Source organism: Variovorax durovernensis, from assembly GCF_977011995.1.
Map to the genome: position 1 here is coordinate 793,782 of NZ_CDRNCW010000002.1, position 21,064 is coordinate 814,845.

Annotated in this window: 19 protein-coding genes; 8 read left to right on the forward strand and 11 right to left on the reverse strand. The window is 66.8% G+C overall.

The window, feature by feature from the left end:
- Positions 1-19: 19 nt before the first annotated feature.
- The 6 genes from ACWV14_RS35770 to ACWV14_RS35795 form a co-directional block, all read right to left on the reverse strand.
- Entirely contained in the window at positions 20-748 is a 729-nt protein-coding gene (locus tag ACWV14_RS35770) for a branched-chain amino acid ABC transporter ATP-binding protein (RefSeq protein WP_454908567.1), read from the reverse strand.
- Between the two features lie 17 nt (positions 749-765).
- Entirely contained in the window at positions 766-1,539 is a 774-nt protein-coding gene (locus tag ACWV14_RS35775) for an ABC transporter ATP-binding protein (RefSeq protein ID WP_454908568.1), read from the reverse strand.
- The gene (locus ACWV14_RS35780) at positions 1,529-2,563 is read right to left on the reverse strand and encodes a branched-chain amino acid ABC transporter permease (RefSeq protein WP_454908569.1); all 1,035 of its coding nucleotides are present in this window, start codon (positions 2,561-2,563) and stop codon (positions 1,529-1,531) included. Before ACWV14_RS35780 ends, ACWV14_RS35775 begins: the two co-directional genes overlap by 11 nt.
- A 13-nt stretch (positions 2,564-2,576) precedes the next feature.
- Positions 2,577-3,449: a branched-chain amino acid ABC transporter permease gene (locus tag ACWV14_RS35785; protein WP_454908570.1), complete on the reverse strand. Its 873-nt coding sequence runs from the start codon at positions 3,447-3,449 to the stop codon at positions 2,577-2,579.
- Positions 3,450-3,477: 28 nt separating this feature from the next.
- Complete coding sequence (locus ACWV14_RS35790; protein WP_454908571.1) at positions 3,478-4,680, reverse strand: ABC transporter substrate-binding protein; 1,203 nt, start codon at positions 4,678-4,680, stop codon at positions 3,478-3,480.
- A gap of 121 nt (positions 4,681-4,801) precedes the next feature.
- Complete coding sequence (locus ACWV14_RS35795) at positions 4,802-6,019, reverse strand: aspartate transaminase (RefSeq protein ID WP_454908572.1); 1,218 nt, start codon at positions 6,017-6,019, stop codon at positions 4,802-4,804.
- Between the two features lie 206 nt (positions 6,020-6,225).
- Between ACWV14_RS35795 and ACWV14_RS35800 the strand changes: the two genes are divergently transcribed.
- Positions 6,226-6,450 (forward strand): hypothetical protein, encoded by a 225-nt coding sequence (locus ACWV14_RS35800; protein WP_454908836.1) that lies wholly within the window; start codon positions 6,226-6,228, stop codon positions 6,448-6,450.
- 346 nt (positions 6,451-6,796) lie between these two features.
- Here the strand turns inward: ACWV14_RS35800 and ACWV14_RS35805 are convergent, their stop codons facing one another.
- Together ACWV14_RS35805 and ACWV14_RS35810 are read right to left on the reverse strand one after the other, a co-directional pair.
- Positions 6,797-8,290, reverse strand: a complete 1,494-nt coding sequence (locus ACWV14_RS35805) for an APC family permease (protein WP_454908828.1) — start codon at positions 8,288-8,290, stop codon at positions 6,797-6,799.
- Positions 8,265-9,089: a TorF family putative porin gene (locus ACWV14_RS35810; protein ID WP_454908573.1), complete on the reverse strand. Its 825-nt coding sequence runs from the start codon at positions 9,087-9,089 to the stop codon at positions 8,265-8,267. Before ACWV14_RS35810 ends, ACWV14_RS35805 begins: the two co-directional genes overlap by 26 nt.
- A 295-nt stretch (positions 9,090-9,384) precedes the next feature.
- Between ACWV14_RS35810 and ACWV14_RS35815 the strand changes: the two genes are divergently transcribed.
- Together ACWV14_RS35815 and ACWV14_RS35820 are read left to right on the forward strand one after the other, a co-directional pair.
- The gene (locus ACWV14_RS35815) at positions 9,385-10,683 is read left to right on the forward strand and encodes an NAD(P)/FAD-dependent oxidoreductase (RefSeq protein ID WP_454908574.1); all 1,299 of its coding nucleotides are present in this window, start codon (positions 9,385-9,387) and stop codon (positions 10,681-10,683) included.
- A gap of 40 nt (positions 10,684-10,723) precedes the next feature.
- Positions 10,724-11,092 (forward strand): cupin domain-containing protein, encoded by a 369-nt coding sequence (locus ACWV14_RS35820; RefSeq protein WP_454908575.1) that lies wholly within the window; start codon positions 10,724-10,726, stop codon positions 11,090-11,092.
- A 63-nt stretch (positions 11,093-11,155) separates the two neighbouring features.
- On the opposite strand, the gene ACWV14_RS35825 is transcribed toward ACWV14_RS35820, so the two are convergent.
- Positions 11,156-12,124: a helix-turn-helix domain-containing protein gene (locus ACWV14_RS35825; RefSeq protein ID WP_454908576.1), complete on the reverse strand. Its 969-nt coding sequence runs from the start codon at positions 12,122-12,124 to the stop codon at positions 11,156-11,158.
- A 587-nt stretch (positions 12,125-12,711) separates the two neighbouring features.
- The gene (locus ACWV14_RS35830) at positions 12,712-14,694 is read right to left on the reverse strand and encodes a YadA family autotransporter adhesin (RefSeq protein ID WP_454908577.1); all 1,983 of its coding nucleotides are present in this window, start codon (positions 14,692-14,694) and stop codon (positions 12,712-12,714) included.
- Between the two features lie 148 nt (positions 14,695-14,842).
- Here ACWV14_RS35830 and ACWV14_RS35835 point away from each other — a divergent pair, with 148 nt between their 5' ends.
- The 3 genes from ACWV14_RS35835 to ACWV14_RS35845 all read left to right on the forward strand — a co-directional run bounded on the left by ACWV14_RS35835 (position 14,843) and on the right by ACWV14_RS35845 (position 18,796).
- A complete protein-coding gene (locus ACWV14_RS35835) occupies positions 14,843-15,850 on the forward strand; it encodes a response regulator transcription factor (RefSeq protein WP_454908578.1) in 1,008 nt (335 codons plus the stop codon).
- 101 nt (positions 15,851-15,951) lie between these two features.
- Entirely contained in the window at positions 15,952-16,683 is a 732-nt protein-coding gene (locus ACWV14_RS35840) for a winged helix-turn-helix domain-containing protein (RefSeq protein WP_454908579.1), read from the forward strand.
- Positions 16,676-18,796, forward strand: coding sequence for a PAS domain S-box protein (locus ACWV14_RS35845; RefSeq protein WP_454908580.1), 2,121 nt, complete (start codon positions 16,676-16,678; stop codon positions 18,794-18,796). Before ACWV14_RS35840 ends, ACWV14_RS35845 begins: the two co-directional genes overlap by 8 nt.
- 19 nt (positions 18,797-18,815) lie before the next feature.
- Here ACWV14_RS35845 and ACWV14_RS35850 read toward each other — a convergent pair whose 3' ends face one another.
- On the reverse strand, positions 18,816-19,547 hold the full coding sequence (locus ACWV14_RS35850) for a Crp/Fnr family transcriptional regulator (RefSeq protein ID WP_454908581.1): 732 nt from the start codon (positions 19,545-19,547) through the stop codon (positions 18,816-18,818).
- A 207-nt stretch (positions 19,548-19,754) separates the two neighbouring features.
- Between ACWV14_RS35850 and ACWV14_RS35855 the strand changes: the two genes are divergently transcribed.
- Complete coding sequence (locus tag ACWV14_RS35855) at positions 19,755-20,258, forward strand: ornithine carbamoyltransferase (RefSeq protein ID WP_454908582.1); 504 nt, start codon at positions 19,755-19,757, stop codon at positions 20,256-20,258.
- A gap of 132 nt (positions 20,259-20,390) precedes the next feature.
- Positions 20,391-21,044 carry a BON domain-containing protein gene (locus ACWV14_RS35860; protein WP_454908583.1) on the forward strand — a complete coding sequence of 218 codons (654 nt, stop codon included), beginning with the start codon at positions 20,391-20,393 and terminating at the stop codon, positions 21,042-21,044.
- Positions 21,045-21,064: the final 20 nt, after the last annotated feature.

Here is a 21,064-nt window from a genome sequence, read left to right on the forward strand (position 1 = left end):
GTTCGGTTGAGATGTGTGTTCAGGCAGTGGCCGCATCGCGCACGCGCTTGCCCGTCATGAACAGTTCGCCCAGGTCGGCGGTGCTCAGCGCCTGGACCGGGCTGTCCCAGATGACCTTGCCAAGCCGCAGCACCACGGCGCGCTCGGCGGCCTCCATGGCCTTGCGGGTGTTCTGCTCGACCAGCAGGATCGTTCGGCCGCCCTTGTGCAGGCGCTTGAGCTCGTTGAAAACCAGCGTGATGGCCTGCGGAGAGAGGCCGACCGATGGCTCGTCCACCAGCAGGATCTCGGGGCGCCGCAGCACGGCCATCGCCATCTCGAGCAATTGCTGCTCGCCGCCGGACATGTTGCCGGCCAGCTCGTTGCGGCGCTTGCGCAGGATGGGGAACAGGTCGTACACGTACTCGCGCTCGCCCTTCAGGTCGCCGCCCTTGATGGTGTAGGCGGCCATCTCGAGGTTCTCGTCGATGGACATCAACTGGAAGTTGCAGCGGCCCTGCGGCACGTAGGCAATGCCGTGGCCGAGCATCGCCTGCGGGCGCAGGCCCGCGATGTCCTTGCCCTTCCAGCGGATAGCCCCGCCCTTGTGGGTGGTCATGCCGAAGAGCGACTTCAGCAGCGTCGACTTGCCGGCCCCGTTGGGCCCCAGCAGCGTGACGAATTCGCCGTGCCGGATCTTCAGGTCCACGCCGTGCAGGATGTCCAGGTGGCCGTAGCCGGCACGCAGGTTGTCGATTTCGAGTTCCATGGTGTTGTTCTTTCGTGTCAGCCGCCGAGGTAGGCCTCGATGACCTCCGGGTTGCGGACCACCTCTTCCGGCGTGGCGTCGGCGAGCTTGGCGCCCTGGTGCAGCACGACCACGCGGTGGCTGAGGCTCATCAGCACGTCGGTGTTGTGCTCGATCAGCACGAAGGTCACGCCCAGCTTCTGGTTGGCATGCTCGATGCACTGGATGACCTTTTCGATGAGCACTGGGTTGATGCCCGCCAGCGGTTCGTCCAGCAGGATCAGCTCGGGTTCGGGCATGAGCATCGAGGCGAACTGCAGCAGCTTCTGCTGGCCGCCGGACATGTGGCCCGCCGGCAGGTGGGCCACGCGCGCCAGCCCGGTCACTTCGATCAGTTCCTTCGCGCGTTCGCGCAGCGCGTGGATGCGCTTCCTGGCCGACGGCCCGACCCAGAAGGTCGACAGCACGTTCGGAAAGCGCGACATCTGCCCGGCCAGAACCAGGTTCTCCTCGGAGTCCAGCGTGGGGAAGACCACGGTCTTCTGGAAGCTGCGCAGGAAGCGGCCCTCGCGGGCGATGCGGTTCATCGGCCAGCCGGTGATGTCCATGCCCTTGAGCAGCACGCGGCCCGAGTCGCTGCGCTGAAGCCCGGTGCAGCAGTCGAACAGGGTCGACTTGCCCGAGCCGTTGGGGCCGATGAGCCCCATCACCTCGCCGCGGCGGACTTCGATGTCCACGCCCTGGAGCGCGGCAACGGCGCCGTAGTTCTTGCGCAGGCCTTCGATGCGAAGCATGACGGGTTCAGCGGACATCGCTCGACCCCTTTCCGATGCCGGCAATGCGCTCTGCCGCCCGCTGGAACAGCGGCGCCAGCCCTTGCGGAAACAGGAACACCAGACCGAGCAGCACGAAGCCGTAGATGACCATGCGCAGCTCGGGCGTGATGCGCAATGCTTCGGACACGGCCACGAAGACGAAGCTGCCGATGATCGCGCCCGGCACCTTGCCCACGCCGCCGCCCAGCACGATGATCAGGATCGTGTTCGAGTAGTAGGCCTGGAACACCAGGGGGCTCACGACCGTCGAGAAATGCGCGTAGAGGCTGCCACCGAGCCCGGCGAAGACGGCGCTCAGCATGAACACCAGCAGCTTGTAGGTCCAGGTCGGCACGCCCAGCGATTCGGCCAGTGTCTCGTTGTCGCGGATGGCCACCATGCAGCGGCCCGCGGGCGAGCGGATCAGCGCCACGAATGCGGCAACCGCCAGCGCCGCGACGGCGAGCACCAGGTAGAAGTACTCGGGCGCCTTGATGACGGTATAGACCCAGTCGCCGAAGCCCAGGCGCGGCCGGGCCACACCCGACAGCCCCATGTCGCCGCGCGTCAGGTCGATCCAGTTCTTCGACAACATCTGCGCGATCACGACCATGCCCAGCGTGCACATGACGAAGGAGGTGTCGCGTAGCCGCAGTGCCGGAATGCCCAGGGGCAACGCCACCAGCCCGGCCACCAGGCCCGCGACCAGGAAGTTCACCAGGAACGGCGTGCCGAAGTGGATCGACATGAGGGCCGACGCATAGGCGCCGAGCCCGAAGAACACGCCCTGCGCGAGGGACAGCATGCCGGTGTAGCCCAGGATGAGATTCAGCCCCAGCGCCGGCAGCAGGAAGATCATCGCGAGGACCATTGCATGCAGGTAGTAGTCGCCGAGGAAGAGTGGCGCGCAGAGCAGCGCCGCCACGCCGAAGGCGCATGCGCTCCAATTGACGGCGGCGACCCGGGCGGCCGGCAGACGCGGCGTGTCCAGCGTGGTGGTAGACAAGATGGCCTGTTTCATTGCTTTGACTTCCTCAGAAACGTGCCTTGCTGCTGAACAGACCGTGCGGCCGGAACATGAGCATGAGCAGGAGCACGACGAAGCCGACCGAGTCTCGGTACTGCAGGCCGATGAAGGCCGCGACCAGGCTTTCGATGACGCCCAGAAGGCCGCCGGCGATCAGGGTGCCGCGCACGTTGCCCATGCCGCCCATGACGATCACCGCGAAGGTCTTCAGGGTGATCGACTCGCCCATGCCGCCGTAGATGCTGACGTTGATGGGGCCGGTCAGGACGCCGGAGAGCGCAGCGATGGCCACGCCGATGAGGAAGGTGCGGCGCACCACCTGCTCGACGTCGATGCCGTTGACCTGGCAGCACTCGATGTTCTGCGACACCGCGCGGATCGAGCGGCCCAGGCGGGTGCTGCGCACCATCCACTCGAGCCCGGCAAACACCGCCAGCGTGACGACCACCAGGATCACGCGCTGCTGCGACATGCCGAAGTCGCCCATCTCGATCGGCTCCAGCCAGCCGCCCGAGAACACCTTGTAGCCGCCGCCGAAGGCGAGGATGACCACGTTCTGCAGGATGAGCGACAGCCCCAGCGTGGCCAGCACGCCGGCCTGGAAAGGTTGGCCGATAAGGCGCTGCATCACGGCGCGCCCGATCACCACGGCGATCACGCTGACGATCGCCACGCCGCCGATGATGGCGATGCTGTAGTCGGCCATCAGCTTCGACATGACCCACCAGGCCGCGAACGTGCCCAGCATGTAGTACTCGCCGTGGGCGAAGTTGATGGCCCGCAGCACGCCGAAGATCATCGTCATGCCGGCGGCCACCAGGGCGTAGACCGACCCGGTGATGATGCCGTTGACGATCTGTTCAAAAAGGAATGAGCTCACGGTGTTCTCGCAGGCTGGGAACGGTGCGTCACTTCGCGCCGGCCGCGTAGTCGACCTTGGTCGCGATCATTCCCTTGATGGCCGGCTTCCCGTCGGTGATCTCGAGCAGCACCATGGGCATGACCGCCTGGTTGTGGTCGTCGAAGGTCACGACGCCCATGGGGCTGTCGTACTTGATCTTCGCCATGGCGTTGCGGATGTCTTCGGCCTTCAGGCTGTTGGCACTCCTGATCGCGGCCACGATGAGGTTCAGCGTGTCGTAGTGCGTGTAGGCGTGGTTGTTCGGCATCTCGCCGCCGTTGGCCTTCTTGTAGTCCTCCACGAACTTCAGGCTGCGCGGCGCCGGCACCTCGGGCAGCCAGGCGGCGGCCTCGACCGCGCCGTTCATCACCTTCGGCGCGGCGGCGATGGTTTCCTTGGTGTTGAACTCGCCGTTGCCGACCAGCGCGACCTTGCCGGCCAGGCCGAGCTCGAGCATCTGGCGCGCGATGATGGGCGTGGTGTCGGCCTGGCCGTACAGGATGATGGCCTGCGCGCCCGAGCGGCGGATCTTGCTCAGCACCGAGCGGAAGTCGGTCTCCGAGTCCTTGTAGTAGTCCTCGCTCAGGATCTCGGCGCCCTCGTACTTTGGCAGGTAGCGCTTGGTGAACTTGATGGCGCCGCGGCCGTAGTCGCTGTCGACCGAGAGCACCGCGAACTTCTTGAAGCCCTTGGTCTTCGACGCGTACTCCAGCACTGTCGCGGCCCGCACCTCGTCGGTCGGGTAGTTGCGGAAGGTCCACTTGAAGCCGCCCACGCCGGCCTTGTAGGTGATGTCGGGGTTCGACGAGGCCGCATTCACCAGCAGCACCTTCGACTCCTCGGCCAGCGGCTGCATCGCGAGCGTTACCGAGCTGCAGACGTCGCCGATGATCACCGGCGTTTTCTCGAGGCTGATCATGCGCTGCATGGCAGCCACGCCCTCTGCCGGCACGCACTGGCTGTCCCCGCTCACGAGCTCGATCTGTTTGCCGAGCACGCCGCCGGCGGCGTTGATTTCCTTGGCGGCGAGCGCCGCGCCCTTGTTCGCGAAGGCGCCGTAGCGGGCATTGGGGCCGCTCATGGGCGCGATGACACCGATCTTGAAGGTGTCGGTCTGCGCATTGGCGGGCGCCAATGTGCAGAAGCCGGCGATCGCGGCAATGGCCACCAAGGCCGCGCCGCGCAATCTCGAGTTCGTGGGGTAGCTCATTGCTTTTCTCCGGGTCATGGAAGGGTTGAAGGAATAGTAGGAAGAGGCTGCTGCGGCGGCCAATACGTTATGGACCTTCGCCTATAAGGATTCTTGATAGGCAAGGTCCGCAGGCCGGAGGTCAGGCGAGCTTCGCCACCGCCGAGGCGATGCGCCGGCAGCCCTCCTCGATCTGCTCGACGCTGGCGGCCGTCGACATGCGGAAGTACGGCGACACCCCGTACGCCGTACCCGCCAGCACCATGACGCCGCCCGCTTCGAGCAGGTAGATCACGACGTCGTTGTCGGTCTCCAGCGTCTTGCCCTCGGGCGTGCGCTTGCCGATCAGGCCGCCGCAGTGGGGATAGAGGTAGAACGCGCCGCCCGGCGCGCGCGCGCGAATGCCGGGAATGCCGTTGAGCAGCCGCGTGGCGGTGTCGCGGCGCTGCCTGTACGTGGCCACCCAGTCGGGGAGAAAGGCCGCGTCGCTGTTCAGCGCCGCCACGGCGGCAGCCTGGCTTACGGAGGAGGCACCGCTGGTCGACTGCGACTGCAGCATGTCCAGCGCCGCGATGATGTCCGCGGGGCCGGCCGCATAGCCGATGCGCCAGCCCGTCATGGCGTAGGTCTTCGACACGCCGTTGACCACCAGCGTGCGGTCGCGCAGGCCGGGCTCGATGGCCAGCAAATGGGGTGGTGCGGCATCGGTGAAGCGGATGTGCTCGTAGATGTCGTCGGTCAGCACCATCACCTGGGGGTGGCGCATCAGCACGTCGGCCAGCGCGCGCATCTGCTCGCCGGTGTAGGTCGTGCCGGTGGGATTGGTCGGCGAATTGAAGACCAGCCAGCGCGTGGCCGGCGTGATGGCCGCCTCGAGGGCGTCGGGGGTCAGGCGGAAATCGTCTTCCTCCTTGCAGGCCACGGTGACCGGCGTGCCGTCGCAGGCCAGCACCATGTCCGGGTACGACACCCAGTACGGCGCCGGCACGATCACCTCGTGTCCCTCCTCCACCGTCACCGACAGTGCGTTGAACAGCGCGTGCTTGGCCCCGACCGTGACGATGATCTCGCGCGGGCTGTAGCTCAGGCCGTTTTCGCGCAGCAGCTTGGCAGCGATGGCTTCCCGCAGGGCCAGCGTTCCGGCGACGGGTGTGTAGCGCGTCTCGCCGCGTTCGATGGCCGCGCAGCCTGCTTCGCGGATATGCGCGGGCGTGTCGAAATCGGGTTCACCGATGGCGAGATTGATGATGTCCTTGCCGGCCTTGCGCAGTTCGGCGAACCGGTCCGCCGCGGCGCTGCTGGGGGAGGGCTTGATGCGGCGGATGCGCCTGGAGATACGGGACGGGCTGGACTGGCTCACGAGACTTCCTCTTCGGTGTCAATGACAGAGGCATGACGGTAGGAGCGTCCCGTTGCGGGCGCAAAGACGGACTTGTTCTAGGGGTGACGCATTTCCTTATGGGGACCCCCGCCATCTCTCCAGATGTTGTGCGGGGCTGTCGTCGCCGCTCAAGCAGCCGACTCGGGGGGGTGCGGACGAAAACTTGGGCTACCAGGAGGTAGTTCGTGTATTCCTACGAGGATCGGATTCGAGCCGTTGAGCTCTACATCAAGCGTGGCAAACGCGTCAGACCCACTAGCGGCGAGAAAACGCCAGCGTTGATCGTCATGCACGGGGGGGTCGAGCAACGGCCACTGTTTGACGACGACACCGTGCTGGTGTATCGGACGGGTCATCCCTTGACCATGCAGCGTGTGGTGACCTGGGCTGACGTCGCTCCCTTTCCATGAGTACTGCCGCCGACGGACTCGTTGCTTCGGCAGCCCCTGATCGCGGCATTTCACGCCTACGGATTGGAAACTCCCACTGATCACGTTGAGACGCTCTCGCTGAATGTGACGTCAACCTACGTACGGATCACTGATGCCATTGCGTCAATGCCGGACAGCTCGGCCACCCGCCTGGCAGCCGAAGGTGTTCTCGCCAAACTGCCGCTTCGGCTTTCCAAGTTGATGCGCCCGGTTGGCGTGCTTTGGATACGCGAGAACCGCGGTTCGCAATACAGCAGCGGAAGCATCCAACCGCTTGGGATGGCGAAGACTCTGAACTGCGCCCCCTCGGTGCATCCACGCTGCCTCAGGCCGTGTGGTCAAAAACGCCTTGGAGGCGGGCGAAACGGGACGGCTGCATCCGGGCCAGATAGATCGCGTACAGCCAACCCCATGCCGCGGTAACTGCCAGAATCCAGGGCAACGCGTTGATGGCGGACGAATCGGACCCGCTCAGGACGTTGAGGTTCCTGGCGACCATGACCAGCGCCGCACCCATGCCCACAGTGGCGATGACCGGAGCAATCAGCCGGCTCCAGAGCGACGCACCCGCGCGGGGGTTGCGCATGAAGAAGACCACCACCGCCACGGACACAGTCGCCTGCAGCAGCAGGATACCCATGGTGGCCAGTGCCGAGCACCAGGCGAAGACCACGGCCATCGGGTCTTGCTGCAGCAGTGCCACGATGGCAACGATGCACACCATCCCGATGGCCTGCGCGATGCTGGCCACGTAGGGGGTGCGGTAGGTCGGGTGCACCTTGGAAAACGACTTCATGAGAAAGCCATCGCGGCTGATCGCGAACATGTAGCGCGACATCGTGTTGTGGAACGCCTGGGAAGCGGCAAACAGACTGGTGATCAGCAGCACCGACATCAGCAACAAGGCCTTGGGCCCCAGGGCCTGCGAGGCGATATTGAACACGAAGCTGCCGGGGTCCTTGGCCGCCGCAGCTACCACGCCAGCCGCTCCGTGGAATTGCACAAAGCACCAACTCGTGAGGCCGAAGAACAATGTGATCAGCGTCACCGAAACGAAGGTGGCGCGAGGGATCGTTCGCCTGGGATCGCGGCACTCTTCCGAGTAGATCGCCGTGGCCTCGAAGCCGATGAAGGAACTGATGGCAAAAACCATTGCGATGCCTACCGCCCCGCTCAATGCCACCGAAGGAGCAAAGGGGCTCCAATCCCATGAAGTGCCGGCGCCAGCGTGATGCATCAGCACGCCCGCATCGACTGCAAGGACAATACCCACTTCCGCCAGCATCAGCAGACCGAGCACCATACCCCCGAGCTCCACCTTCAGAATACCCAGCAGCAGCACGAGGAACTGCATTGCGATGCTGCAGGCCCACCAAGGAATGCTCAAGCCGAAGTTTTCGGCAAGAAACATCTGCGAGAAGAAGCCGAACATGGCGATCACCGAGATCTGGATGGCGGTGTAGGTCATCAAGGCGACGTTGAGCCCCGCCATGCCCAGCCTGGGACCCAGGCCGACCGCCACGTACGAATAGAACGCGCCTGCGTTGACCACATGACGGCTCATGGCGACGAAGCCGAACGAGAAGATCCACAGCAGCAGGCCGGCCAGGACATAGACGCCGGGCAAGCCCGCGCCGTTGCCGGACATGAAGGCGATAGGCATGGCGCCAATCACGCCCGTGATCGGAGACGCGGCCGCCACGACAAAGAAAACGATGGACCACAGGCCCAGTGTGTCTTTCTTGAGTTGTGCTTGAGTCATGTGATGTTCTTCCAGGTGAGATTGGAGTGCGTCAGAACATCTTGGTGGCCGACACATAGACACGGCGCTTTCCAACGTCCTTGGTGTCGGACGAGTCGCGATTCGACGGCGTGCCGTTGAGTAACGCGGTGTTGCTGTTCCATGCCACGCCCAGCGATACCGACAGGCCCTCGGGGAAGTTGCGCGTCACGCCGATGCGGTAGTCCTGGAAGTTCGGATTGCGCGAACCGTTGGCGGTGGGCGCGACGAGCTTGGCGGTCACGTTCTGATGGCCGGCGTGCAGGTTCAGAACGTAGTCGTCGGAGACCGGAATATCGGCGCTCAGGTCGATGTAGCTCGAGCCCCGCGTGCCGCCGGTGTAGCCGGTCTTCTCGTTGAATCCGAGCAGGTCCGTGAGCGTGCGCGAATACTTGAGGCTGACCCACTTGTAGGCGACGAACAGGTTGGCCTCTGCGAAGTCGTAGCGCTGGGAGGGCAGGCTGGTGTATCGCACCTTGTCGTAGTTGCCGCCGGGGTAGTAGACCCACAGCAGGCCGGTGCCGACGGTCCAGTCGTCGCTCAGGGCCTTCTTGTAGCCCACCGAAAGATCGATCTCCGTGTTGGCCCCGGCGTAGACCTTGGAACTCACGTTGGATGCCCAGATGCTGGCGCTTAAGCCCAAGTCTGTGTTCAGGTCGATGCTGCCTTGCGCGGCGGGTTTGTTCCAGGTCTGCGTCATGCCCTTGAACAGATAGTCCGAGACCAAGGTCGCGGAGCCCGAGACACGAATCGGTGGCGCAGGGGCGGCGTCCTCTGCGGCGAGGGCAGACGTACTCAAGGCAGCAAGTGCAGTCATGGCTGTAATCGTGGCTTTCATGAGAGCTCTCCGGAGTGGTGGGGCACAGCTGCGGTCCGCCTGGGATGCTGGCCGTGCCGGTTACGTGGAAGGTTCGCAGTATCCGAACGGACCCGGAAAGCGCGTTATCGAGATTCGGCACATCTGGATGCCGGTTCCCCGCTTCACATCAACTGTGCCGAATCTCGATAACGCCGGAATGCAAGTGCCCGGGACACTGCGGTCACCCTGGTGCAGCGCCGGCGATTTGCGTCGCTGCTGCCTGGAACACACCCTCGACGACATCGGAGATGCACGGCACGTGCATGGCGCTCAAATGATTCAAATGGAAGCCGCGACCTACTACACCGCGACAAAGAAGTACGAGCTCAGCTTTCCCAGCCTGGAACAGGACATCGACGTCGATGTCGTGGTCATCGGTGGTGGCTTCAGCGGGGTCAACACCGCGCTGGAGCTCGCCGAAAAAGGCATCCGCAGCGTTGCCGTGCTGGAAGCCAAGTACCTCGGATTCGGAGGTACGGGCCGCAACGGCGGGCAGATCATGGCCGGCATCGGACACGACCTGGGCAAGATCCGCAAGGACGTGGGCGAGGACGGTCTGCGCGCGATCTTCGAGATCAGCGATCTGGGAGCGGAGATCATCCAGCACCGCGTGGACCGCTACGGCATCCAGGCCGACTTCTGCCGCGGTTACGGCTACCTGGGCTACAACGGACGCCAGGCCGCCACGCTGCGCCAGTGGGAGCGCGAGTTCAGGTCGCTCAACCCGCCGCACGAGATTCGCTACCTGGAAGGCGCCGAGGTGCGCGAGATCATCGGCTCTGAGGTCTATAGCAGCGCCCTGCTGCACATGGGGGGCGGCCATGTCCACTCGCTGAACCTGCTGCTGGGCGAGGCGCAGGCATTGGTCGGGCATGGCGCTCGCATCTTCGAGTTCTCCCCCGCGGTGGAGGTGACCTATGGCGAGACGATCAAGGTGCGCACCCCCAAAGGTTCGGTCACCGCACGCAAACTGCTCTGGGCCTGCGACAGCTTCCTCAACGGACTCGAGCCCGAGCTGCATCGCTCGACCATCAACACCCATGCCTTCCAGTGCGTGACGGAGCCGCTGTCTGACGCGTTGATCGAACAAATCAGCCCGATCCGGGGCGCCTACAGCGACATCCGGCCGGTCATCGACTACTTTCGCGTCACACGAGAGAACAGGCTGCTGTTCGGCTCGGCCACGCCCTACATCGAGCACATTCCGAGCGACCTCAAGGCGTGGAACCGTGCGCTCATGCTCAAGGTGTTTCCGTACCTCCACGACGTGAAGATCGACCTGGCCTGGGGCGGCCCCATGGCCTGCAGTCCCAACCTGTTTCCGCAGATCGGATCACTGCCGGGTCATGGCAACGTGTACTTCGTGCAGGGCTACACCGGCTTCGGTGTGACGCCCAGCCACATCATCTGCAAGATCCTGGCGGAGGGCATGTCCGAGGGCTCGCCGCGCTACGACCTGATCAGTTCCATTCGCCGTGCCACGCTGATCGGAAAAGACAAGCTGCGCCCGCTGATCGTCAGTGCCGGAAAGATCTGGCACCAGGCGTCCGGCTTTGCCAACGGACGGCGCTGAATTCATTGACGACCTTCCCACAACTTCAAGGACCGACACCATGAGCCTCATCTCCATTGCCCCTCCGCGCTCCATCGACGACATGCACGCCATCGGCCCCGTGACCCTGTTGGGGTCCGAGATCCTGTCGGGTGAATGCATGGCTTACGCCCAGAGCACGTTCGGCGGCCCGACGGACCCTGTCTCGGCAGGCTACTTTGCCGTGACGCCCGGGAGCTTTCGCATGACCTACCCGTTCAACGAACAAGCGGTGGTGGTGCAGGGCAGCGTGACGCTGACCGACGTGAAGACCGGCATCGCCGCCCACTACGGCGTAGGCGACAGCTGGTTCGTCACCAAAGGCACCGATGTGCTTTGGGACGTGAGCGGCGGCGTGTTCATCAAGCACTTCTTCGCCGTCGTGGATTGACGCCAGAGGGCATTCCGGACTCCGGGGACGGAAGCCCATGCCGAGCAGCGCAGACCAGAGGCGTCAGGCCAGCTTGCGGTACCGCGCGTACTGCACGGTGTCCGATGGCGACTCGCCGAACAACCGCTTGTAGTCGACCGAGAACTGCGAGACATGCCAGAAGCCCCAATCGATGGCGATGTCTCCGATCATCCGGGTGGCCGGTGCGTTCAGGATGTCGCGCCGCACACCGTTGAGCCGCTGGGCCTTCAGGAACTGGGCGGGGCTTTCGCCGGTCACCTTGACAAAGTATTTCTGCAGGTTGCGCCGCGAGGTGTACGTGGCGCTGCACAGGCTGTCGATGGAGACCATCTCGCCGCGCCGCTCGTGCATGTAGTCCATCGCACGGTGGACCACCTGGATGGCGCGGCCGCGGCTGGCCTCCAGCGGTTCGCCGCCTGCAATACGCAGGCAGTCGTCGGCCAGGTTCTGCATGTCGGCGCAAAAAAGGCGGCGCGCACTTTCGCGGCTGAAACGCAAGGGCTGGGTCAGCAACTGGCCCAGAGCCTGACGAATCTGCCGGCGCAGCAGTTGGGCCAGTTCGGGGTGATGCACGAAATGGTGGAGCTCGCGGCGCTCTGCCGATTCGGTGAACCGGAGGTGCGGCAGGCACAGCACCAGCAGGGTGCTCTCCTTGGGCGTGGACAGCAGCAGCTCGCCACCGCTGTCCAGAAGAATCACGTCGTCGATGGTGACGGGCTTTCCGAACCAACGGGCCTCTCCGGAGAGCGATGCGAACACTCCCAGGCTGATGCATCCCTGGCGCATGGCGCCCGTCTGGAAAACAGACTGGGCCAGCGTCTCCTGGTAGATGTGGACGCCGTCGATCCAAGCTTCATTGAGACTGCCCTGAAAGCGCCCGCGCGAGAGCTGTTCGTAGGTCAGTCCCCAGCCGTCGAGCAGTCTCATGTGGTCGGACGCCTCCTGGATGCCGGACGACTGCCGGATGCTGTACTGAGCCTCGGCGATGGCGCAGGGTGAAGCGGAGGTCATGAGGTGATCGTTCAGGGATTGATAAACAGTGCCAAGGGCGGTGTACCGCCTGCCCACATGTTTAGCAACGGATGTGCCAGAAGGCCATACGTGAAAGCACCGGGGGCGGGCTGTCCGCTGGCATGCGCTGGACCAGCGCCACCCGTGGGCCTTTTCACTTGGCGATACTGATCATCTGCCGGGTCGAGACCGACTTGAGTCCGTCCGTGCCGATCTCCACGCCCCGGCCAGAGTGCTTGATGCCTTCACAGGGCACCAAAGCGGGGGCACCGCGCCGTGCTGGTTCACCCAGACTGTGCAGGCTTGCAGTTGCCTGGCGACCTGCCGGATCAATGGCGGGTTCTGTCCCCACACGGAGGCTCCGAGCCTTAGTGGATGACGGGTAGCGCGGGACCGAACCGCTCCTCGTCCACGGCGGGATCGCCGGCCTGTGTCTGCCTCGCCGATGCGCGTAACTTGTTCGGCAGACTCGCCAACCTCCGTTGACTTCGTCTACACCCGGCGGCCTCAAGTCTGGAGTGCAACACCCCTTCAAGCAAGGTGTTCCATGCAAGAACTGGCGATGGAAGGAATAGGCGGCGCCCGGCCTACCACTGGTAGCCCGCCTGCACCCGCCCCCCGACCTGCGCGCCGGAGCCGGTGGCGACGGACAGGCCGCCGCCGACCTGCCAGTGCTCGTCGAACTGGTACGCAAAACCCACGCCGACCGCACTCTGGCCCGCGTAGTTCGCCGCCGCTGCCCCCACCCACCTGCGGCCTGCCTGCAGCATCGGCACCGAGGGCATGGCCATGGCCTGCGCGATGCCGCGCGCCGCGAACTCGCGCACGGCCTGCACCTGGGTACCGAGTTGCGCGCTCGTGCGTTCGAGCTGCGAGAGATTGACCGCGTCCGTGGGCTGGGTCCCCGGGGCCACGTTGGCGATCTGGCGCGGCGCGGCCGCGCTGCCCACGCTCACCGTGGAGGGCCGGTCGGCCACCGAGCCCTGGCCGAGCGCCACCGACTCAGGCGCCAGTGCCTGCGCGTTCGCGCCCAGCGCCACCGCGTTGACCCCGTTGGCAAGCGATGCCGCGCCGATGGCGACGCTAGGGTCGGCCAGCGCCCGCGCGCCGTCGCCGATGGCCAGCGAACCCGCATGAAGCGCCTGGGCGTTGCGTCCGATGGCCTGCGCCCCGTCGCCCTGCGCCGAGGCGCCGATGCCCACCGCGACGGCGCCCATGCCGCTGGCACTGGCAGCCGCCTGCCCGGCTACCGAGCAGCGCAGCGCGCCGCCATCCACGGTGCATACGCCCAGCTGGCCGTTCACCACCGCCTGCAGCTGCACCGACTGGGCCTGGATCTGCGTGGTGTGCGACTGGAGCTGCTGCGTCATGTCGATCACCTGCGAACCCTGCGTGGTCGCGAGGGTCAGGGCCTGTTCGGCGGTGGTGCGCACGCCGTACAGCTGGGCTCCATTGACCGCGTCGGAGGAAGTGGCGCTGACCTCGCCGGCGGTGACGCCGCCGATGCGCCCTGCATTGGCAATGCCGGCGCCGCGGTTGTCGATGCCGCCCTGGGTGACCAGCCGGCCGCTCACCACCGCGTCCCCGCTGACGGACAGCGAGCCGGCACTGACCTGGCCGCTGGCCTCGACGCCCGCGACGTTGGTCAGCGTGCGCCCGCTGCCCGGGGTGCCGAAGGAGACCACGTCGCTGCGGCCGCCATCGCTGCTCTGGGCGCCGATGGCCACCGAGTTCTGGCCCCTGGCCTCGCTGAGCGCCCCCAGGGCCATGGAACTCAGGCCGCTGGCCAATGCGCTGCGTCCCATCGCCAGCGCTCCGTCGGCATTGGCGAAGCTGGCATAGCCCATCGCCAGGGCGCCATAGCCGGCCGCGCGCGCCGCCGAACCCAGCACGGTACTGCCATAGCCGCTGGCATCGCTGTCGGCACCGACGGCGACGCTGCGCTCGTCGCGGGCCTTGCTGTTGACGCCCCAGGCGCTGGCGCGCGCGCCGCTCGCCTGGCTGTCGTTGCCCACCGCGACCGAACGGTCTCCGCTGGCCGCGCTGTCCGCGCCGATCGACACCGCCTCCACGGCCGACGCCGCGCTGCGGTAGCCAAGGGCGACCGACGACTCGCCACCGGCCTTGGCGGCATTGCCCACCGCCAATGCCGAGCCGGCGCTGGCCTCCGTGAAGGAGCCGATCGCGGTGGCCGAGTTCGCGCTGGCTTTGCTGGAGAGCCCTATCGCGGTCGCGCCGTTGCCTGCCGCCTGGGCACGGATGCCGTAGGCCGAGGCAGAACCGCCGCTGGCAGTGGACGAGCGCCCTATCGCGGTGTTGCCCGCCGTCAGGTCGATGCCGGCCTGCGACTCGGCGCCGCCGGCGATGTTGCTCTGGCAGTCGGCCTGCACCACGTCGCGGGCAGTGCTGAAGCCGGAGTAGGCGCCGTCGTCGCGACTGCTGTAGAGCGTGCCGCCCGGGCACAGTTTGGGATTGAGCACCTGCGCCTGCGCGAGCGGCGGCGCGCAAAGGTTCAGGGCGCACAGCACCGACGCCACAGGCAGCAGGCGCAGTGATGGATGACGTTTCATGGTGTTTTCTCCTCGCTCGTGCGGCTCTCATGGCCGCCATGGCGATGCTGCGGTCGCGGCGCGTCCGGCCCGTACCATGCTTTGTGGTAGCCTGCGGCGCCCTCGCCCGCCCGCCTCCTGCCCGGCCCTTGAGCACAGCCCGCGCGCCATGCCTCCACGGACATCACCCTCCGATCCCGCCGCTCTGACCTCTTCCGGCGCCGAGCCGCTGCCGCTGCCGCTGCTGCGGCTGGCCCGCACCACCGGCAGCGAACGCTTCCAGCATGAGCTGCTGCGCCGCCTGCTGGACGAATTCCGTGCCGACCACGGCGCCATCAACACCTGGCATCCGCGCAGCTTCGTCTCGTCGGTGGGCATCGGCTACGACCTGGCCGCGATGAGCGAGCAATGGAACCGCATCAACGGCGCGGAGCTGGACTTCATCACCTTCGCCATGCGCGCGCAGCCCGAGCAGGCCGCGTTCGCCAACGACGACGACCCGCGCTGGAAGCAGACGCCACCGGCATGGCGCGAGTTCCTCTCGCGCCACGGCATCGCCCACCAGATGGGCGTGGCGATCCCCTTCGAGGGCAGCGACACCTTCGTGCACCTGTACCTCAACCGCGGTCCCGGTTCACCCGCGCACACCGAACGCGATGCGCGCGCGCTGACCGCGCTCACGCCGCAGATCCGCGAGGCCCTGCTGGTCAACCGGCTGTACGCGCATGCCCGCCAGGGCCTGGACGAGGAGGCGCAGCCGTTGGCCCTCACCGACCCGCAGGGCTGGGTGCTGTTCGCCAACCGCGCCTTCTGCGCAGCCTGGCCCGCGCTCTCGGAGCTGGCGGGCGCGACCTCGCCGCGCCTGCCCGATGCCTGGCTGTCGGGCCGGCGCGGGGCGCTGCGGCGGCTGGAGGGCGCAGGCTGGTCGATCGAGGTTGGCCGCGACGAAAGCGGCCTGCGCGTTGCCCTGCGCCGCCGCCCTTCGCGCGACGGAGTCGCCACCCTCACGCCCCGGCAGGCCGAGATCGCGCGGCTGTATTGCGCGGGCCACTCCAGCAAGGATGTAGCCCTGCGGCTCGGCCTGTCGCCTGCCACGGTGCGGGTGCACCTGCGCAACGCCTACGACCGCGCGGGCGTGGGCAGCCGCGCGGCGCTGCGGGCCTGGCTGGGCATCTGAGGTACCCATCCCGGGGGATGTCGCGGCGCGGCATGCGTGCTACGCTCCCGGCGATACAGGATGCCCACGGCATCCGCATTCCATTTCCCTCCTGCCATCGCATGAAACAAGCCTCCCACATCGCGGTGCTCGACGATGAAGTCGACATCACGCTGCTGCTGGCCAACTACCTCCAAAGCCACGGCTTCCGGGTCACCCAGGTTCACGACGGCCGCTCGCTGACGGCGCTCATGGGAACGGACCCGGCAGACCTCGTGCTGCTCGACCTGGGCCTGCCCGGCGAAGATGGCTTTTCCATTGCCCGCCACATCCGCGAAAACTGGCGCTGCGGCCTCGTCATCGTCACCGGCCGCGGCGACGCCGTCGACAAGATCGTGGGCCTGGAAGTCGGGGCGGACGACTACGTGACCAAGCCCTTCGACCTGCGCGAGCTGGTCGCGCGGGTCAAGGCGGTGCTGCGGCGGCTGACGCCGGAGGCGCCCGCCGCGCCGGCCGCAGCCGCCAGCGCCTCCACCGACCGCCTGTGCTTCGCCGGCTGGCGGCTGGACACCGCCGCGCGCAGCCTGCACAGCCCGCAGGGCGCCGAGGTGCCGCTCACGGGCGGCGAGTTCGACCTCCTGTGCGCCTTTGCCCGGCACCCCGGCCGCGTGCTCTCGCGCGACTTCCTGCTCGAGCAGACGCGCGGTCGCGAGGCCGCCCCCTTCGACCGCACGATCGACGTGCAGGTCGGCCGCCTGCGCAAGAAGATCGAGGCCGACGTGGACGACCCGCAGCTCATCAAGTCGGTGCGCGGCGCGGGCTACATCCTGGTGCCGCCCGTCTCCAATGACTGATTCCGAGAACACGCCGCCTTTCCTGCCCGAGCGGCCGCCCATCCCGGGCCTGCCGTCCGGCATCGAGGAAGGCAGCGTGTTCCGCTCGCTCTTCATCGCCTACCCGGACTCGCTGCTGCTGGTGGACCAGTCGGGCCACATCATGCTGGCCAACCCCTCGGCCGCCGCGCTGATGGGCTATACCGTCGAGGAGCTGGTCGGGCTGAACGTGGACGTGCTGGTGCCCGACAGCATCCGTCCGCGCCATGCGTCCTACCGCGAAGCCTATGGCCGCGCCCCGCGTCCGCGTCCCATGGGCACGCACATGGAGCTGGTGGCCAAGCGCAAGGATGGCAGCGAGGTCATGGTCGAGATTGCGCTGAGCCCGCTGCAGGACCACGGGCTGCCCTTCGTGGTGGCGGCCATCCGCGACATCGGCGCCTACCCCCGCGTGAAGCAGGCGTTGCAGCGTGCCCGCTACAGCGAGCACCTCGCCCAGCTGGGCCGCCTTGCGGTCGACACGCGCGACCTGCAGGTTCTCCTCAAGCATGTGCCGGAGATCATTACCACTGCGCTGCAGGTCGAAGTGGCCGTGGTCTGGCTGCTCGACGGCAACCGTCTCGAATTCCGCGTGGCCAGCGGCGTCGGCCTGATCGCCGGCGAGGAGATCGGCATGCGCGCGGCCAACCGGCCCGACACGCCCCCCGGCTTCGTGCTCTCCCAGGGCCGGCCGGTCGTGGTGCCCGACTACCGCAACGAGCATCGCTTCGCGGTGCCCCAGGCCTACCTCGACGCCGGCCTGACCAGCGCGCTCGCGGTGCCGTTGTCCGACCGGGGACGGGTGATCGGCATGCTGTCGGTGCGCTCGAAGGAGGCCAAGCGCTTCGGCGACGAGGAACTGCGCTTTCTGGAGTCGCTGTCCAGCCTGCTTGCCACCAGCCTGCAGCGCGTGCAGACCGAAGAGGCGCTCAACCATGCGCAGCGGCTGGAAAGCGTCGGCCAGCTCACCGGCGGCATCGCGCACGACTTCAACAACCTGCTTACTGTGATCCAGGGCAACCTGCAGGTGCTGGGGGAACTGCCCGCGCTGGCGCAGGACGCCTATGCGCAGCAGCTGGTGAACGCCGCCACGCGCGCCTCGCGGCGCGGCGCCGAACTCACGGGCAAGCTGCTGGCGTTCTCCAGGCGGCAGGTGCTGCAGCCGATGGCGGTGGACACCCATGCGCTGCTGCATTCGCTGGCCGACATGCTGCGCCGCACGCTCGATCAGCGCATCGGCATCGAGATCGATACCGCCCCCGGCTGCCCCCCGGTGCTGGCGGACCCCGGACAACTGGAGTCGGCGCTGCTGAACATCGCGATCAATGCTCGCGACGCCATGCCCGAGGGCGGTGTGCTGCGGTTTCGCACCGAGATGTGCGAGTCGCTGCCGGCCGTCCTGCACGGTGAGCGCAACGATCCGCCGGGCCAACCCCACGGCCGCTTCGTCGCGATCTCGATCGCCGACAGCGGCACCGGCATGGACGAAGACGTCAAGGAGCGCGCCTTCGAACCCTTCTTCACCACCAAGGAGGCCGGCCGCGGCACCGGCCTGGGCCTGAGCACGGTCTATGGCTTCGTCACGCAGTCCAGGGGGGGTGTCGCCATCGACAGCAAGCCGGGCCAGGGCACGACGGTCAGGCTCTATCTGCCGCTACTCGAAGCAGCGGATTCGCCGGGTGTCGAGGAGGAGGAACACCCCGACGAGACGATCCCGCCGGGCCTGCGCGTGATGCTGGTGGAGGACGATGCCGAAGTCCGCCAGGTGATTCACACCTTCCTGGCAACGCTGGGCTGCGAGATCACCACGGCCGCCACGGCCGAACAGGCGCTCCTGGTCATGGGCGCCGACGGTGCCGCCTTCGACCTGCTCCTGAGCGACATCGCGCTCGGCCCGGGCATGCGCGGGACCCGGCTGGCCGCCGAGGCACGGCAGCGCTTTGCGCAACTGGCGGTGCTGCTGATGTCGGGTTTCTCGTCCGAGTTGCTGGATGCGGACCGCGAGGTTCCGCAGGATTGGGAACTGCTGCACAAGCCCTGCACGCGCGCCGAACTCGCGCGGGCGATGTCCCGGGCGATCGCCGGCCACGCCTGAACGCGGCGGCCCCGCCTTTTCACTGCAGCATCGCGGGTGCCGGTGCCAGGCAGCGCTGCACGAAGGCCGACAGCGCGCCCACGTCGGGAATCTGCACGTCGCGGCGGCCCTTCTCGGCAAAGCCGATGACCTTGTCGCGCGCCAGCCTCGACAGCGCCCGGCTCACGGTTTCCAGCGTCATGCCCAGGTAGTTGCCGATCTCGGCGCGGGTCATGCGCAAGGTGATCTGGTCGGTGCGCATGCCGCGCTCGGCGAGCGACTCCGCCCAGTAGCGCAGGAAGTCGGCCACGCGCGCGTCCGCCGGCAGCGTGCAGACCGACATCAGCGAATCGCGGTCGTGCGCGATCTCGCGGCTCATTGCCGCATGCAGCACCTGCAGCAAGGCGGGATGCGGGATGCAGGCGCTCATCAGCGCTTCGTAGGAAACGACCCAGATCTCGCCGGTGTCCATCGCCACCGCGTCGCAGGAATAGCAGCCGTCGGCGATGCCGTCGAAGCCGAGCCAGTCGCCGCGGAACTTCAGGCCGACCACCTGTTCGCGGCCGTCCGCCGTGAGGTTCACGATCTTGAAGAAGCCCGAGTTCAGGATGTAGAGATTGCCGAAGCGCTCGCCGGCCTGGTAGATCACGTCGCCCGTATGCACCACACGGCGCTGCGGCTTCAGCTGCTCGGCCAACAGCCTCAAGTTGTCGGACGTCTGCTGGCCCGTCATGGCCGTTGCTGTCTTCTCGATGGTGGCAATCGTGAGCATCTGGGACTCCTGGGTTGTCTGTCGCGTGTCTGTCGATGGATGGATGCTAGGAAGCCGCCGGCAATGCAGAGACAACGCTCGGAATCGGTGCGTAACGCTCGGTGAATCGAATGTGTCCGGCGTGTATCAGCGCCGCGGCTTTGACCTGGATCAAGCTCGGTGCAAGCAGTCTGACTAGCCTCGACGGGTCACATATCAATCATTTCCATGCGCCTTCCGAACCGACTCCGCGAGCCCGAGGCCGGGCCCCAGCTTTCGCCGCTGGACGTGGCGAGCCTGCTGTGCCGGGCGCGCATGCTGCAGCGCGCCGCATTGGAGGGAACCACGCCCAGGCCGCTGCGAGGCAAGAATCTGGGGCTGCTGTACGAAACCCCCTGCGACGCGGCGCAGGCGCTGTTCTACGATGCCGCCGATACGCTGGGAGCGCGCGTCGCGACGATGCGTTCGAGCCTGTCGCTCGACAGTCCGCCGCAGGAGGTGCTGCACACCGCACGCATGCTCGGGCGCCTCTACGAGGCCGTGGAGTGCCAGGGCATGGACCCGGTGCTGGTGCGGCAGATCGGCGAGCACGCGGGCATTCCGGTCTTCGACGGCGCGGCCATGGAAGACCATGCGGCCGCCCGGCTGGCCGAAATGCTCGGCGACAAGACCTCGCTGGCCGACAACCGGCGCTTCATGGTGCAGGCCCTTCTGCTGGAGCGCATCGGCTGAACCGCCGGGCGCGTTCCGCGCCGCGCTTGATCCAGCGCAATGCGCCCAGGCCTGCGGCTTCCTACAGTGGGTTGCACGGCTCATGCGATTCCTTCGCGACGGCCGCCCTCCAACTCATCGCAAGGAATCCCCATGAAGACCGATACCCAATTGCGCGACGACGTCCAGGCCGAACTGAGCTGGGACCCGGCATTCAAGGCCTCCGACATCGGCGTGATCGTCAAGGACGGCGTGGTGACCCTCACCGGCCACCTTGCCAGCCACGCGGAGAAGTACGCCGTGGAGCGCGCCGTGCAGCGCGTGCACGGCGTGAAGGCGGTGGCCGTCGAAATGACGGTGAAGCTGCCCTTCGGCAACGAGCGCACCGACGCCGACATCGCCATGGCGGCCGAGCGCGCGCTCGAATGGAACGTGCTGGTGCCGGACGGCAAGATCCGTCCCCTGGTCGAAAAGGGCTGGCTCACGCTCCAGGGCGAAGTCGAGTGGGGCTACCAGCGCAGCGCCGCCGAAGGCGCGGTGCGCGACCTCATGGGCGTGACCGGCGTGTCCAACCTCGTGAAGGTCAAGCCGAAGGTGAGCCCCGCCGACGTGGAAAAGAAGATTCACGACGCGCTTTCCCGCCAGGCCGAGCGCGAGGCCAGCCGGCTCTCCATCAGCGTCAACGGCTCGCAGGTCACGCTGCGCGGCGTCGTGCATTCCTGGACCGAGCGCGACGCGGTGCAAGGCGCCGCCTGGGCCACGCCCGGCGTCTCGGCTGTGGTGAACGACCTGCTCGTGGACGCCTGAGCATGGCCTGAGGCGGCGCC

What these genes read in the sequence shown, in the direction of transcription:
- ACWV14_RS35770 (WP_454908567.1), bottom strand. Translation starts at nt 748, where the DNA reads ATGGAACTCGAAATCGACAACCTGCGTGCCGGCTACGGCCACCTGGAC.
- ACWV14_RS35845 (WP_454908580.1), top strand. Translation starts at nt 16,676, where the DNA reads ATGACTGATTCCGAGAACACGCCGCCTTTCCTGCCCGAGCGGCCGCCC.
- ACWV14_RS35815 (WP_454908574.1), top strand. Translation starts at nt 9,385, where the DNA reads ATGATTCAAATGGAAGCCGCGACCTACTACACCGCGACAAAGAAGTAC.
- ACWV14_RS35835 (WP_454908578.1), top strand. Translation starts at nt 14,843, where the DNA reads ATGCCTCCACGGACATCACCCTCCGATCCCGCCGCTCTGACCTCTTCC.
- ACWV14_RS35780 (WP_454908569.1), bottom strand. Translation starts at nt 2,563, where the DNA reads ATGAAACAGGCCATCTTGTCTACCACCACGCTGGACACGCCGCGTCTG.
- ACWV14_RS35860 (WP_454908583.1), top strand. Translation starts at nt 20,391, where the DNA reads ATGAAGACCGATACCCAATTGCGCGACGACGTCCAGGCCGAACTGAGC.
- ACWV14_RS35790 (WP_454908571.1), bottom strand. Translation starts at nt 4,680, where the DNA reads ATGAGCTACCCCACGAACTCGAGATTGCGCGGCGCGGCCTTGGTGGCC.
- ACWV14_RS35855 (WP_454908582.1), top strand. Translation starts at nt 19,755, where the DNA reads ATGCGCCTTCCGAACCGACTCCGCGAGCCCGAGGCCGGGCCCCAGCTT.
- ACWV14_RS35825 (WP_454908576.1), bottom strand. Translation starts at nt 12,124, where the DNA reads ATGACCTCCGCTTCACCCTGCGCCATCGCCGAGGCTCAGTACAGCATC.
- ACWV14_RS35830 (WP_454908577.1), bottom strand. Translation starts at nt 14,694, where the DNA reads ATGAAACGTCATCCATCACTGCGCCTGCTGCCTGTGGCGTCGGTGCTG.
- ACWV14_RS35805 (WP_454908828.1), bottom strand. Translation starts at nt 8,290, where the DNA reads ATGTGTCGGCCACCAAGATGTTCTGACGCACTCCAATCTCACCTGGAA.
- ACWV14_RS35850 (WP_454908581.1), bottom strand. Translation starts at nt 19,547, where the DNA reads ATGCTCACGATTGCCACCATCGAGAAGACAGCAACGGCCATGACGGGC.
- ACWV14_RS35810 (WP_454908573.1), bottom strand. Translation starts at nt 9,089, where the DNA reads ATGAAAGCCACGATTACAGCCATGACTGCACTTGCTGCCTTGAGTACG.
- ACWV14_RS35840 (WP_454908579.1), top strand. Translation starts at nt 15,952, where the DNA reads ATGAAACAAGCCTCCCACATCGCGGTGCTCGACGATGAAGTCGACATC.
- ACWV14_RS35775 (WP_454908568.1), bottom strand. Translation starts at nt 1,539, where the DNA reads ATGTCCGCTGAACCCGTCATGCTTCGCATCGAAGGCCTGCGCAAGAAC.
- ACWV14_RS35820 (WP_454908575.1), top strand. Translation starts at nt 10,724, where the DNA reads ATGAGCCTCATCTCCATTGCCCCTCCGCGCTCCATCGACGACATGCAC.